The sequence below is a fragment of the Microbacterium sp. genome, assembly GCF_041909575.1.
GTDB lineage: Bacteria > Actinomycetota > Actinomycetes > Actinomycetales > Microbacteriaceae > Microbacterium.
This window is the reverse complement of record NZ_JAYRDE010000017.1, coordinates 1-13865: the sequence shown is the minus strand read 5'-3', so window position 1 is coordinate 13865 and position 13865 is coordinate 1. Positions and strand designations below refer to the sequence as shown.

Genomic DNA, 13865 nt, shown 5'->3' with positions numbered 1-13865 from the left:
CGACAGGAGAAATCCGCTCCTCAGGACGACGCCGGGGTCAGATTCCTGTGCGGCGGATTTCTCCTGCGGACGCGAGCAAGGGCTGGATGACGGATGCCGCGGCCCGGCCGGTCAGGCGCCGCGCAGGCGCTCCGCGAGGTAGGCGTGCAGGCTCTCGAGCGGGACGCGCTCCTGGCCCATCGTGTCGCGGTCGCGCACCGTGACGGCGCGGTCCTCGAGCGAGTCGAAGTCGACCGTGACGCAGAACGGGGTGCCGATCTCGTCCTGACGGCGGTAGCGGCGGCCGATCGCGCCGGCGTCGTCGAAGTCGATGTTCCACTGGCCGCGCAGCTCCTCGGCCACCTCGCGCGCGATCGGAGACAGCTGCTCGTTGCGCGACAGCGGCAGGATCGCCGCCTTGACCGGGGCGAGGCGCGGGTCGAGCTTGAGCACCGTGCGGGTGTCGGTGCCGCCCTTCGCGTTCGGCGCCTCCTCCTCGTGGTACGCGTCGACGAGGAAGGCCATCATCGCGCGGGTGAGACCGAACGAGGGCTCGATCACGTACGGGACGTAGGTCGAGCCCGACGCCTGGTCGAAATAGTGGAGCTTCTGGCCCGACGCCTCGGTGTGGCTGCTGAGGTCGTAGTCGGTGCGGTTGGCGATGCCCATGAGCTCGCCCCACTCCTTGCCCGGGAACCCGAAGCGGTACTCCACGTCGATGGTGCCGGCGGAGTAGTGCGCGCGGTCGTCCTCGGGGACGTCGTAGCGCCGCATGTTCGCCGGGTCGATGCCGAGTTCGACGAACCAGTTCCAGCAGTCCTCGACCCAGGCCTGGAACCACGTGTCCGCCTCAGCGGGCGGCGTGAAGAACTCGATCTCCATCTGCTCGAACTCGCGCGTGCGGAAGATGAAGTTCCCCGGCGTGATCTCGTTGCGGAACGCCTTGCCGACCTGGCCGATGCCGAACGGCGGCTTCTTGCGGGAGGCGGTGAGCACGTTCGAGAAGTTCACGAAGATGCCCTGTGCGGTCTCGGGCCGCAGGTAATGCAGCCCGGACTCGTCGTCGACGACGCCGAGATAGGTCTTCACCAGACCCGAGAAGGCCTTGGGCTCGGTGTACTGGCCCTTCGTGCCGCAGTTCGGGCAGGGGATGTCGGCGAGGCCGTTCTCGGCCTTGCGGCCCTTGCGCGCCTCGAAGTCCTCGATCAGGTTGTCGGCGCGGAAGCGCTTGTGGCACTGCAGGCACTCGACGAGCGGGTCGGTGAAGGTGGCGACGTGACCGGATGCCTCCCACACGCGCTTCGGCAGGATGATCGACGAGTCGAGGCCGACCATGTCGCCCCGTCCACGCACGAAGGTCTGCCACCACTGGCGGCGGATGTTCTCCTTGAGCTCCGTGCCGAGGGGGCCGTAGTCCCAGGCCGAGCGGGATCCGCCGTAGATCTCACCGGCCTGGAACACGAACCCGCGGTGACGGGCGAGGGCGATGACTTTGTCGAGGCGGGACTGCTCGGCCACGGTGGCTCCAATGGTCGGGAGGGGGAGTGCGGAGTCGCTGCGCCGCAGAGCGCGGCATCCGTCGATTCTACTGAGCGCACGGGTGAACGCACGCCGTGAGGAGCCCGTGCGCATCGGCTGCGGCCGTCGCGTCATCATCGGCGTGGTTCGTCGTCCTCTCACTAGGGAGGATGCGCCGGATCCCCAAGTCCGGCGTCTGGGGTCCTTTCTCGTCGAGCGAGTGGATCTGGGGTCCTTCCTCGGCGGCGCGGGGGGGGTGGACTGGGCGCCCCCCCACCCCCCCCCAACCAACGGCGGGCCGGGGGGGGGGGGGTTCCGTCATTATCCGGACGCGCCGGGGTCTGCACCTCTAGCGGGCGCGCACGGGCGCCCGCGAGCGCAGGAGGATGAATGACGATCTCGGAGACGCGTCCGGACCGACGGGCCGAGAGCATGCGGACGGCCGACGTGAGGGGCACGAGCCCGTTCCTGACGGTGTCGGCCGCAGCGCAGCTCGTCGGGATGTCGGATGCCTCCTTCCGACAGGTTCTGGTGAAGGGCCGTCGGCCCGGCTACCGGGTCGGCAACCGCTGGTTCGTGCCGCTGGCGGAGTACGTCGACACCCTCGGACGCGCGGCATCCCTCGCCCCGCCCGACCCCCACGCTGCCGTGACGGAACTGACGCGCTCTCTCCCGAGCCTCCTCACCTTCGACGACCTCGAGGCGTTCTTCGGCATGCGCCGGCCCTATCTGTACGACGTGCTGCGGCTCAGCGGCATCGTCCAGGCGCGCGCGAACCGCACGGTCACGACGAAGGAGCGCGTGGCCGAGGTGCTCGTGCAGTCCCGCAACGGGTTCGCGTAGCGGCCGGCGCAGCCGTCCGCCGGCGACCGCGGGATGTCGCTGGAGGCCGGGTCTGGGAAAACTCCGGCCTCCAGCAACGGGGGACTTCGTCAACCCCTGGGAGAGTGACGCACGAGGTCGGCTGGGAGGTCCGATCGCGTCGTCTCAGATACCAAGAGTCGCGTCGGCCACGAACGTGACGCGGAGCGCACAGACTTCCTTCCGGCGAACCGGATCCGACCCGCATCGGTCATGGCGTCATACCGGCGGCGGTTCGGGGTCCCCCCATCGAGGACCCTTCCGAGTGCCCCCTTCATTCGGAGGAATCAGGTCTTCGGCGCGGTGTCGGGCACCTCGGGTGGCTCGGCACCGCGCCACCAGCGGCGGCGGTGCGTCAGGCCGGTCGCAGGGCGCCCCGGCCGACCTCGTCGATCGCGGTGTGCCCCGACAGGCCGAGGGTGATGTCGAGTTCGGCGAGCACGTTGCGCACCACTTCCCGCACGCCCTCCTCCCCCGCGACCCCGAGCCCGTAGGCGTACGGGCGACCCAGCGCGACGACCGTCGCGCCCAGGGCGAGGGCGATGAACGCGTCGGATCCCTGCCGCACGCCCGAGTCGAACACCACCGGCACACGTCCGTCCACACGCTCCACGACGGCCGGCAGCGCGTCCAGCGTCGGCACGGACTGGTCGATCTGGCGTCCCCCGTGGTTCGACACCCACACGCCGTCGGCTCCCGCGTCGAGAGCACGCGCGGCGTCGTCGGGGTGGACGATGCCCTTCAGCAGGATCGGCAGGCTCGTCCACTCGCGCGCCCGGGCGAGGTCGTCCCACGTGAGCGCGGGCGTCGAGAACACGTCGAGGAACGTCTCCACCGCGGCGCGGGGCAGCGGCGAGCGCAGGCTCTCACGCAGCCCGGCGCCGGTGAGTGCGGAACCCTTGCGTGCGATCTTCACACCGGCCGCGACCGTCTTCGGGGTGAGCCTGATCGCGGGGGCCGCGGCATCCGATCCCCTCCTCACCCGCTCGCGCACGAGCTGCTGGAACACCGGATCGCTCGTGTACTGCGCGATCCCCATGCCGCGTGTGAACGGCAGGTACGCCAGGTCGAGATCGCGCGTGCGCCAGCCGAGCAGGTGGGTGTCGAGCGTCACGACGACGGCTTCGCACCCGGATGCCTCCGCCCGGCGCAGCAGCGAGGCGTTGAGGTCGTCGTCGGCCGACCAGTAGAGCTGGAACAGCCGGGATCCGCCGGGCGCGGCATCCGCCACCGCCTCCATGGGGAAGGAGGCCTGGTTCGACAGGGTGTACGGCACGCCGAGCGTGGCCGCGGCCCGCGCGACCGCGAGGTCGGCGTCGGCGTGCGCCATCTCCATCACCCCGAGCGGTGCCAGCAGGAGCGGGGTGGGGCGGCGGCGTCCGAGGAAGTCGACGGACAGGTCGCGCGCCGAGACGTCCCGCAGCGGGCGTGGCCAGATCTGCCAGCGCTCGAACGCGGCGGCGTTGGCGCGAGTGGTGCGTTCGGCACCGGCCCCGCCGGCGATGTAGGCGAATGCCTCCGCGCTGACTGCCTTCCGCGCCGCGGCCTCGAGGGCGGCGGCGTCGACCGGAACGCGCGGCCGGGCTCCGCTGATGCCGGCGCGGTACACCTGGGACTGGGCGCGGCGCGAGATGCCGCGCGCCGCGGCGGGATCGACGGGAGCGACGCTGCTGACCATGCCCCCACCCTAGGCGGGGAGCGGGGATCAGGTCTGGCGGCGGATGAACCGCATCAGCCAGGCGATCACGGCGATCACGATGATGACGACGCCGATCCACAGCAGGAACTTCGCGGCTTCGATGAAGAGGCCGAGGAGCAGCAGCACGATGCCGACGACGAGGAGAATGACTGCGAGTCCGGTCATGCTCCCACTGTGACGCCCCGCCGGGCCGCGTTGCAGGGTCTTGACAAGCGGGGCGCGGACGCTCCGGAAGAGCTCAGGGCTGGGACCCGAAGCCGCACCAGTCGGCGACCCAGGTGAGGATCTCCCCGCGCATGTCCTCCGAGGCGGCCAGCTCGATCTCCCCGGGCTCGCCGTCGATCTCGACCCCGAGGTCGAAGATCGTTCCCCGCTTGTCCTCCTGCACGGCGTGCGGATCGCATCGCAGCGGAACGAGCGGGAGGGCGACCGCGACGGGCTCGGTGGCACCGGGCGTCAGCTCGACGTCGAGCGCGTGCGCGTCCGCGGTATCTCCTCCGGCCGCCGCGAACGTCAGGAGGTTGGTGGTCTGGATCGAGCGGATGGCGGCGTTGCCCGCGCCCGTGGGCGTGATGGTGAGCTCGAGCGTCGCCGGCCGGCCGGGCGGCGACGCCTCGAAACCCGTGAAGGCGACGTCGGCTGCGGCCGAGAGCAGCACGACCCGGCACTCTCGTTCGTGCAGCGGCGCGACGAAGTCGAGCGGGTCGTCGATGGGCACCGACGCCCGGCCCCCGGTGTCGCCCAGCGTGTAGTCGAGGCTCACGGTCGCCGTCGCGGATGCCGGGACGTCGTCGCAGGCGGCGGGCGGGAGCTGGATGCGGATGCCGACGCTGCGGCCAGGCGGGATCGTGCTGTCGCGGACGGCGACCCGCGTCGCGGCCGCGTCGAAGCGGGGGTCCTCCATCTCGACCGTGCCGACGACCAGGGTCTGGTCGGTGCCGTTGGTCACGAGCACCTCCGCCTGACGCGCCGCGACGTCGGAGCGCAGCTGCTGCAGCTCCACGGTGATCCCGTCGGGCAGATCGGGGCCGGGCGTCGCGCCGGGAGCGGCGGGCGGAGCGCACGCGGCCAGCCCGGCAAGCACCGCCGCGATCAGGACGGCCGCGGCGACCCTGGGCCCGCGCGGCGGGTTCACCGCGTGAGCGTCTCTCGTGCCACCGTGAAGTCCTCCAGGGCGACCGGATCGATGTCGACGCCGAGCCCGTGCCCCGTGGGCACGCGCACGTGCCCGTCCTCCAGCACCGCGGGCTCGGTGACGATGTCGCGCGTGTAGAACCGGCTCGACGCCGAGACGTCGCCTGGAAGCGTGAAGCCGGGCAGGGCCGCGAGGGCGGCGTTGGCCGCTCGGCCGATTCCGGTCTCGAGCATGCCTCCGCACCACACCGGGATACCGGCATCCCGGCACAGGTCGTGGATCGCGACCGCCTCGAGGTAGCCGCCGACGCGGCCCGCCTTGATGTTGATGACGGATGCCGCGCCCAGCGCGAGCGCGTCGGCCGCGGCCTTGGCCGACACGATCGACTCGTCGAGGCATACGCGAGTGCGCAGGCGTCGGGCGAGGGCGGCGTGGTCGACGAGGTCATCCTCCTGCAGCGGCTGCTCGATGAGAAGAAGGTCGAATCTGTCGAGCTCCGCCAGGGTGTCGGCGTCGGCGAGCGTGTAGGCCGAGTTCGCGTCCACCTGGAGCATGATCCCGCCGAACGCATCGCGCACGGCGGCCGTGTCGGCGATGTCGCGACCGGGCTTGATCTTGATCTTGATACGGACGTACCCCTCGTCGAGGTAGCCGCCGACGGCGTCGACGAGGGCGGCCGGATCGCGCTGGATCCCGACCGAGACGCCGCTGGGCACGCGGTCGCGCACCGCTCCGAGATACTCGCCGAGCGCGCGGCCTTCGCTGCGCAGCGCCGCGTCGAGCACGGCGAGCTCGAGGCCGGCCTTGACCATCCGGTGCCCGATGAACGGCGCCAGGGTCGCGGCGACCTCCTCCGGGGCGAGGCGGCCCCGGTCGAGCAGGGCGGGGGCGAGCCAGCGCAGGGCGACGTCCCACGCGCTGCGGGTGTATTCGCTGGAGTACAGCGGGGCCGCCATCGTCACGATCTCGCCCCAGCCGTCGCCGTCCGCGGTCAGTGCTCGGACGACGATGACCTCACGCACCGTCTCGGTGCCGAAGGACGTGGTGAACGGCGCGACGAGCGGCAGGTGCAGCACCCTCAGCTCGAAGCCTTCGAGGGCGACGGATGCCGCGGCGGAGGCGATGGGCATGCGCTCAGGCTACGCCCGCCCAGTCGGCCTCAGTGCGCCAGACGCATCTCCGGCACGGCGGGCACGGCGGGCCTCAGTGCGCCAGGCGCATCTCGGGCACGGCGGGCACGAACGTGCCGCGCGCCCGGCGCGGACCACGGCGACGGGCGGCTCGGCGGCCGTCCCGGCGGAGGGCGGCGGCGAGGCCGACCATCAGGATCTCGATGTGTTCGCGCATGATCTTCCCCTGTCTGCGTGGCGTGTCTGCAGATGAGGAGCGCGGTCGACGCCGCCAGATACCTCCGCCCGGGGCCGCCTTCCGCTCCCCCGTCGCCGCGCCTGCCTCGCCTCGCCTCGCCTCGCCTCGCGCGACGGCGCATAACTCCTGCACTTTCGTGTCGGGCCGGCGGCCGCTGCCCAGGATCCGGAGGCTCCGCCGCCGCCCGGCAGCGGCGCATAACTCCTGCACTTCGAGCCGGACGGGCCGTCGACGCCCGTGATTTCACCGCCCGGCCGGCGCGGGGTGTCGGAAATGCAGGAGTTATGCGCCCACGCGGAGGTCGAAGTCGGGCGAGCCGGCACCGCCGAGACGGCGCCCGAGGTCCGGAAATGCAGGAGTTGTGCGCCCAGGGGCAAAGGCTCGGCGCGGCTCAGGCGGGGAGCTCGGCGAAGGCGCGCACGGGGAACGTGCCGAATCCCTCCACGGCCGGCGGGGCGGCGGTGAACCGCGCGCCGCGCGGCGGCAGCTCGCCCAGATTCGTGAGGTGCTCGACCACGTGCACGGCCGCGCCGAGCAGCAGGCTGTGGGCGGGACGCTCTCCGCCCGACTCGGTGTCGTCGATGTTGAGCGAGTCGATGCCCACGAGCGCGGCCCCCGCGTCGATCAGCCACTGCGCGCCCTCGCCGGTCAGGAACGGCGCACCGGCCCCGTACTCGGGGCGGCCGAACCAGCGGTCCCAGCCCGTGTGCAGCAGCACCGCTGCGCCTCGGACGTCGCGATCGGCGAGGGTTTCGGGACGGATGCCGCGGCGCTCGGGCGTCCAGGCATCCTCTAGGTGGAAGACCTCGGCGCGCAGGCCGACGAGCGACGAGAGGTCGAGCCCGGCGAGATCGGGCCCCTCCGCGTAGCGGTGGAACGGGCTGTCGAGGTAGGTGCCGGTGTTGCCGATCATCGTCAGGATGTCCATCGCGAACTCCGTGCCGGGCGCGTACCTCGCGCGCGAGTCCTCGCGGGTGAGGTGCGGCGTGATCGTCGGCGCCGGCAGCCCCGGGTAGGTGACGAGCCCGGCGCGGATCGGATGGCTCAGGTCGACCACGCGAGTCGCGGCGGCGACGACGGGTGCGTCCGCCCCGATCCCGCGGCTGCCGCGGTGCGGCTCCTCGACGATGCGCAGACCCCGCAGCTCGACCTCGTCGACGAGCGCGAGTCCGAGGTGCTGCACGAGCAGGCGGCCGATCTCGGCCTCGGACGGATCGGCCGACGGCAGATCGAGCCGGAAGCCCGTGCCCGAGAGATCCCCGCCGTTCGCGAAGCGGATGTCGAAGTCGAAGTGGGCGCGATAGTCGGGCATGACGCGAGCCTAGGGGCGGGCCGGCGCCGCGCGAGATGAGGAGAAACGCCGAGACGAGGAGGAATCCTGCCGAATCGTCCTCACCTCACCGAGATCTCCTCACCCATGGGCGAACGGCCGCGACGGAAGCGTCACGGGCGGACGAACAGATACCCGCGCTCGTCGTCGAACCCGCCGATCACGAGGCCGTCGGCCAGACGGGCGAGGATGTCCTCGCGCACGCGGATGCGCCAGGCCGCGGCAACCGCGGGCGCCTCCCGGCGCATGGCCTCGATGTCGTGCGGCACCGCGACCGAGGCGACGACCGCATCGCCCTCGGGCGTCGGGGCAGGCGGGGCGGCGAGCGCCCACGACACCATGACGCGATCGGTCTCGTCGCCGCGGTTGACGCCGTCGTCCATGGGGCCGTAGTGGTCGACGAGGTACTCGGTCACGCGGGTGCCGAGCGTCCGCAGATTGAAGTGGGCGTTGCGCGCGACGAGCGGGTCGAACGTCCACGTGATGTGCCCGACGTCGCGGTCCAGCGCCCACTCGCGCTGGTGCTGCTTGAGCGCACGGCCGAGCCCGCGGCTCTGCAGCCCGGGAAGCACGCCCGTGATGTGGCTGTGCATCGAGCGCGCCGCGGGCGCGGCGAAGAAGGCGACGGATGCCCCGACCATGCGTTCGCCGTCGTACAGCCCGACGGCGTAGTTGCCCGAGTGCGCCAGTGCGCGGAGCAGGTTCGGCGGCATGCCCCCGTTGTCGCCGCCCCACACCTCGGCGAGCACCTGCGAGGCCCGGTGCACCTCGTCGACGGTGTCGAGTGCCCGGATGTCGATGCCGGGCGGGGTCTCGGTCTCGGCCATGCGACCAGTCTGCACCCGGTCGGCCCGGCGCCGCGTGCTTCCGGCGCGGATAGCCTGGAGGGATGGCTGCGCGGGATGAGGACGAACGAAGAAGACTCACCCGGATGCCCCGACAGGGCGCGATCGTGGCGGTCCTGGCGATCGCGGGGCTGGCGTCGTCGTTCATGTTCACGCTGGTCGTGCCGATCCAGTCGAAGCTGCCGGAGCTGCTAGACGCCAGCCGCGAGGACACCGCGTGGGTCGTGACCTCGACGCTCCTCGCCGCCGCGATCATCACGCCGATCTCGGGGCGCCTGGGCGACATGTACGGCAAGCGGCGGATCGTCCTCGTGCTGCTGGCCCTGCTGGTCCTGGGGTCCGTGATCGCGGCGCTCTCACCCGGCATCATCGGGATCATCGTGGGCCGCGCCCTGCAGGGCGCGGTCGTGGGCGTCGTGCCGCTGGGCATCTCGATCCTGCGCGACGTGCTGCACGAGAACCGCGTCGACACCGCGATCGCGCTCATCAGTGCGACCCTCGGGGTCGGCGGCGCGCTCGGCCTGCCGATCAGCGCATTCATCACCGAGCGCAGCGACTGGCATGTGCTGTTCTGGGTCGCGGCGGGGCTGGGCGCGGTGGTGTTCATCCTCGTCCTGTGGATCGTGCCGGTGAGCGTGCTGCGCACCGCCGGCCGGTTCGACTACGTCGGCGCTGCGGGACTCAGCCTCGGACTCCTCGGCATCCTGCTCGCCGTGTCGCGCGGCAACGAGTGGGGCTGGACCTCGCCCGCCGTGCTCGCGATGGGGCTCGGCGGGGTCGTCGTGCTGCTGGTGTGGGGCTGGTACGAGCTGCGCATCGCCGAGCCGCTCCTCGATCTGCGGGTCGCCGCGCGGCGGCCGGTTCTCCTCACGAACATCGCCTCGATCGCAATGGGCTTCTCGCTGTTCGCGTCGAACGTCGTGTACCCGCAGATGCTGGAGCTCCCCGTCGCCACGGGCGGATTCGGCCTGTCGCTGCTCGCGGCCAGCTTCGTGGTGATGCCGGCGGGCGTCGTGATGATGCTGCTCTCGCCGTTCTCCGGCCGCCTCGCCCGCACCGTCGGACCGAAGCTCCTGCTCGTGCTCGGCGCGATCTCGCTCATCCTCGCGTACGGCTTCACGCTGCTCTTCTCGAGCGAGGTGTGGCAGCTCGTGGTCGCGAACATCCTCATCGGCGCGGGAATCGGGTTCGGCTACGCGGCGATGCCGATGCTCATCATGAGGTCGGTGCCGCAGTCCGAGACCGGCGCCTCGAACGGCCTCAACGCCCTCTTCCGCTCCCTCGGCACGAGCACCGCCGCGGCGGTGATCGGCGCAGTGCTGGCCACCTACACGATCGACGCCGGTGGGATGCCGGTTCCCACGTTCACCGCATTCCAGCTGTCGTTCGTGCTCGGCGGGGCGGCCGCCGTGATGGCGCTCGCCGTGGCGCTGTTCATCCCGCGCCGGCACTCGGCCGAGGAGCGGCATCCGTCCCTCCCCGAGGGGTACTGACGACGGCAGACCTCGCCCGCTACCCTGACCTCATCCACCGGGGGGCGGCGACGGGAGCAGCCATGGATCACCGCGACGATCGAGAGACCGAGCAGGTGCCGGTCGGACCGCCCGACGGCGCGATTGCCGCGGCGGCCACGACGGCCACGGCGGAGCTCGGGGACGGCGCGGACCACGACACCCGGTTCTTCGGCCAACCGTGGGCGCTCGCCCACATCTTCGGCGTCGAGATGTGGGAGCGTTTCAGCTTCTACGGCATGCAGGTCGTGATGACCTACTACCTCTACTTCTCGGTCAGCGAGGGTGGACTGGGTCTTCCGCAGGCGACTGCGCTCGGCATCATCGGGGCGTATGGCGGCACGGTCTACCTCTGCACCATCCTCGGTGCGTGGCTGGCCGACCGCCTGCTCGGGTCGGAGCGGGTCCTGTTCTTCAGCGCCATCGTGATCATGGCGGGGCATGTCGCGCTGGCTGCGATCCCCGGTTTCGCCGGCGTCGGGGTCGGCCTGGTTCTCGTCGCACTGGGTTCGGGCGGCCTGAAGGCGAACGCGACCTCAGTGGTGGGCACGCTGTACTCGGCCAAGGACCCGCGGCGGGATGCGGGCTTCTCCCTCTTCTATCTGGGGATCAACCTCGGTGCGTTCTTCGGGCCGATCATCACCGGCGCCGTCCGGGACGTCGCCGGCTTCCACTGGGCTTTCCTCGTCGCCGCGATCGGAATGGGCCTCGGGCTCCTGCAGTACTCCTTCGGCCGCACATCGCTTCCGCCGCAGTCACGGGTCATCCCCAACCCGCTGCCGAGGAAGCGCTACCCGGTCGCGGTCGGTGTCGCCCTCGTCGGCATCGCCGCGATCGCCGCGCTGGTGCTGAGCGGGATCATCAATGCGGACAACCTGTCGGCATCCGTCGCCATCGTCACGTTGGCTGCGGCGATCGCCTACTTCGCGGTGGTCCTGACCAGCAAGCTCATCACGCCCGATGAGCGCTCGCGCGTGTTCGGCTTCATCCCGCTCTTCGTCACGTCGACCGCGTTCTGGTCGCTCTATCAACAGCAGTTCACCGTCGTTCCGGTGTACTCCGAGAGCAAGCTCGATCGCACGATCTTCGGTCTCACGATGCCTCCTGAGTGGGTGCAGTCGATCAATCCCGTGTTCATCATCGTGCTGTCGGGAGTCTTCGCGGCCATCTGGACCAAGCTCGGAGACCGTCAGCCTTCGACGCCGGTGAAGTTCGGTGTGGGCACGATCCTCATGGGGTGCGCGTTCCTCCTGTTCCTGCCGTTCGCGGGTGGCGGCGAGAACTCCACGCCGCTGCTGGCGATGGTCGGCATCCTCCTCGTGTTCACCGTCGCCGAGCTGCTCGTCTCCCCCATCGGACTGTCGGTGACGACGAAGCTGGCGCCGGAGAAGGTCCACACGCAGATGGTGGCGCTGTTCTTCCTGTCGGTCGCCCTCGGCACGTCGGTGTCGGGCATCGTCGCGGGCTATTACGACGCTGAGAACGAGGTGCCGTACTTCACGATCCTCGGAGGTCTCGCGATCCTCGTCGGGGTCGGCCTGCTCCTCGCCGTCAAGCCGGTGCTGCGCCTGATGCGGGGCGTGCGGTAGCGGGCATGCTGGCCGGACAGGGCAGAATCGACGCATGGCCGCATCCCCGCACCTCCTGCCCGACCACGCCTGCCTGATCGTCCACGGCAGCGACCGGCCCGGCATCGTGGCGGCGGTGTCGGCCCTGATCACGCGCAACAACGGCAACATCGTGGCGTTCGACCAGTACTCCGACGACCCGATCGGCGGCGCGTACTTCCAGCGCGTGGTGTTCCACCGCCCCGACCTGTCGGCGGCGATTCCCGGAATCGAGGCCGACCTCGATCGCACGCTGGGCGAGGGATTCGATCTGCAGTGGTCGCTCACGGACCAGTCGGTGCCGAAGCGGATGGCGATCCTCGCGTCGAAGCAGGACCACTGCCTGCTCGACCTGCTGTGGCGCCACCGTCGGGGCGACCTGCCCGTGACGATCCCGATGGTGATCTCGAACCACACCACCGCGGCCGAGGACGTGCGCTCGTTCGGGGTGCCGTTCTTCCACGTTCCGTCCACGCCCGGACCCGACAAGTCGGCGTCCGAGGCGGAGATCGTGAAGCTGCTGGCGGGCAACGTCGACTTCGTCGTGCTCGCGCGCTACATGCAGATCCTCTCGGCGGACTTCCTCGAGAAGCTGGCGGTGCCGGTGATCAACATCCACCACTCGTTCCTGCCCGCGTTCATCGGCGCCGAGCCGTACAAGAAGGCCAAGGAGCGCGGCGTCAAGCTGATCGGCGCGACCTCCCACTACGTCACGGACGACCTCGACGAGGGTCCGATCATCGAGCAGGACATCGTGCGCGTTACGCACGGCGACAGCCTGCAGGAGCTCGTCCGCCGCGGCTCGGACGTCGAGCGCCAGGTGCTCTCGCGCGCCGTGCTGTGGCACGCGCAGGATCGCGTCATCCGCCACGGCAACCACACGATCGTGTTCTGAGGCGCGAGGGTCAGTCGCTGAACGCGTCGACGAACCGGTCGCGGAACTCGTCCATGCGCCACACCGGCGCCGACGGGGACGGATGCAGGCCCTCCTGCCAGCCCCACGACGCGATCGCGTCGAACACGGCGGGATCCTGCGCGATGATCGTGACGGGCACGTCGCGACCGGCATCCTCCCCGCTGACGATCTGCCACGGCTGATGATCGCCGACGAGCACGAGCACGAGGTCGGGCTGCTCGAGCGTCGCGAGGTACGAGAAGGTCGCACCCAGCGTGTACGCCACGGACTCGCCGTAGAGCTCGCGCACCCGCTCCCGGTCGCCCCACACCTCGGCCGCGGCCTCACCCGCGGCCGCCTGCGGCGCGAAGACCCGGCCGTCGCCGAGCTGCGACCACGGCACCGGGCGCGGCAGCGGCGTCCACGGTGTGTGCGAGGTGACGAGGTCGATCTCGGCCATGACGGGCCCCGCCAGCTCGGCGCGACGGTCGTGGTACACGCTCCACGTGAACTGATCGGGCATGTGCGCATAGCCGAACTGCGGACCGCGGTATCCCATATTGCGCTCGTCGAGCATCGTGTCGAATCCGTAGAACGCGCGCCCCACCTCCCACGGGCGCTCGTTCGACGGCACCACCGAGATGGTGTGCCAGCCGGACGCACCGAACAGCTCGCTCAGCGTGCGGCGATCCGTGCCGAGGAGCTTCTCGTACTTCTGCGGGGAGTCCGCCCACACGCCGCTCTGGAGGGTCGCGTGGGCGAGCCAGCTCACCCCTCCGAACGTGGGCGAGGCGAGGAAGGCGCTGCGCGCGGCGAACCCCTCGTTCGCGAGGGTCGTGGCTCCTTCGTCGAGCTGACGCCGCACCGGTTCGGTGAAGGCAGCCGGCTCGAGTGCGACCCGCCCGTAGCTCTCGACGAACGCGATCACGACGTCCTTGCCCTCGAGCGCCGCGAACAGCTCGCCGGCGGGCACGCCGTCGAGCCGGTCGGAGCGGATCGCGCGCTCGAAGGCCTGCAGCTCTCGCGCGCTCGCGAGGGCGCGCTCGGTCGAGGCCACCAGTTCGCCCGCGGACGCGGATGCCGCAACGGGCGCTCCCGGTGCCACCTGGGCGCCGAC

General features: G+C 71.0%; 13 protein-coding genes. 4 read left to right on the top strand and 9 right to left on the bottom strand.

The features are described from left to right. Window positions 1–111: 111 nt before the first annotated feature. Window positions 112–1497: a glycine--tRNA ligase gene (locus tag ACE3O1_RS04355; protein ID WP_374312802.1), complete on the bottom strand. Its 1386-nt coding sequence runs from the start codon at window positions 1495–1497 to the stop codon at window positions 112–114. A gap of 390 nt (window positions 1498–1887) precedes the next feature. Between ACE3O1_RS04355 and ACE3O1_RS04350 the strand changes: the two genes are divergently transcribed. Next, a complete protein-coding gene (locus ACE3O1_RS04350) occupies window positions 1888–2340 on the top strand; it encodes a hypothetical protein (RefSeq protein WP_374312800.1) in 453 nt (150 codons plus the stop codon). Between the two features lie 373 nt (window positions 2341–2713). Here ACE3O1_RS04350 and ACE3O1_RS04345 read toward each other — a convergent pair whose 3' ends face one another. The 7 genes from ACE3O1_RS04345 to ACE3O1_RS04315 all read right to left on the bottom strand — a co-directional run bounded on the left by ACE3O1_RS04345 (window position 2714) and on the right by ACE3O1_RS04315 (window position 8717). Further along, window positions 2714–4036, bottom strand: coding sequence for an alpha-hydroxy-acid oxidizing protein (locus tag ACE3O1_RS04345; protein ID WP_374312798.1), 1323 nt, complete (start codon window positions 4034–4036; stop codon window positions 2714–2716). Between the two features lie 27 nt (window positions 4037–4063). Beyond that, window positions 4064–4222 carry a hypothetical protein gene (locus ACE3O1_RS04340; RefSeq protein ID WP_374312796.1) on the bottom strand — a complete coding sequence of 53 codons (159 nt, stop codon included), beginning with the start codon at window positions 4220–4222 and terminating at the stop codon, window positions 4064–4066. Between the two features lie 73 nt (window positions 4223–4295). Beyond that, window positions 4296–5192 (bottom strand): hypothetical protein, encoded by an 897-nt coding sequence (locus ACE3O1_RS04335; RefSeq protein ID WP_374312794.1) that lies wholly within the window; start codon window positions 5190–5192, stop codon window positions 4296–4298. Next, window positions 5189–6322 (bottom strand): o-succinylbenzoate synthase, encoded by a 1134-nt coding sequence (gene menC, locus ACE3O1_RS04330; protein WP_374312791.1) that lies wholly within the window; start codon window positions 6320–6322, stop codon window positions 5189–5191. The genes ACE3O1_RS04335 and menC overlap by 4 nt, the downstream gene beginning before the upstream one ends. 73 nt (window positions 6323–6395) lie before the next feature. Next, window positions 6396–6539: a hypothetical protein gene (locus ACE3O1_RS04325; RefSeq protein ID WP_374312789.1), complete on the bottom strand. Its 144-nt coding sequence runs from the start codon at window positions 6537–6539 to the stop codon at window positions 6396–6398. Between the two features lie 412 nt (window positions 6540–6951). Then, window positions 6952–7872, bottom strand: a complete 921-nt coding sequence (locus ACE3O1_RS04320) for a cyclase family protein (RefSeq protein WP_374312787.1) — start codon at window positions 7870–7872, stop codon at window positions 6952–6954. Window positions 7873–8003: 131 nt separating this feature from the next. Then, entirely contained in the window at window positions 8004–8717 is a 714-nt protein-coding gene (locus ACE3O1_RS04315; protein ID WP_374312785.1) for a GNAT family N-acetyltransferase, read from the bottom strand. A gap of 104 nt (window positions 8718–8821) precedes the next feature. On the opposite strand from ACE3O1_RS04315, the gene ACE3O1_RS04310 reads away from it, so the two are divergent. The 3 genes from ACE3O1_RS04310 (at window position 8822) to purU (ending at window position 12748) form a co-directional block, all read left to right on the top strand. After that, window positions 8822–10228 (top strand): MFS transporter, encoded by a 1407-nt coding sequence (locus tag ACE3O1_RS04310; RefSeq protein ID WP_374312783.1) that lies wholly within the window; start codon window positions 8822–8824, stop codon window positions 10226–10228. A gap of 62 nt (window positions 10229–10290) precedes the next feature. Continuing rightward, the gene (locus ACE3O1_RS04305; RefSeq protein WP_374312781.1) at window positions 10291–11835 is read left to right on the top strand and encodes a peptide MFS transporter; all 1545 of its coding nucleotides are present in this window, start codon (window positions 10291–10293) and stop codon (window positions 11833–11835) included. Window positions 11836–11869: 34 nt separating this feature from the next. Beyond that, window positions 11870–12748, top strand: coding sequence for a formyltetrahydrofolate deformylase (gene purU, locus ACE3O1_RS04300; RefSeq protein ID WP_374312779.1), 879 nt, complete (start codon window positions 11870–11872; stop codon window positions 12746–12748). 10 nt (window positions 12749–12758) lie between these two features. On the opposite strand, the gene ACE3O1_RS04295 is transcribed toward purU, so the two are convergent. Then, window positions 12759–13865: CDP-alcohol phosphatidyltransferase (locus tag ACE3O1_RS04295; RefSeq protein WP_374312777.1), on the bottom strand; the 1107-nt coding region annotated here is incomplete at its 5' end.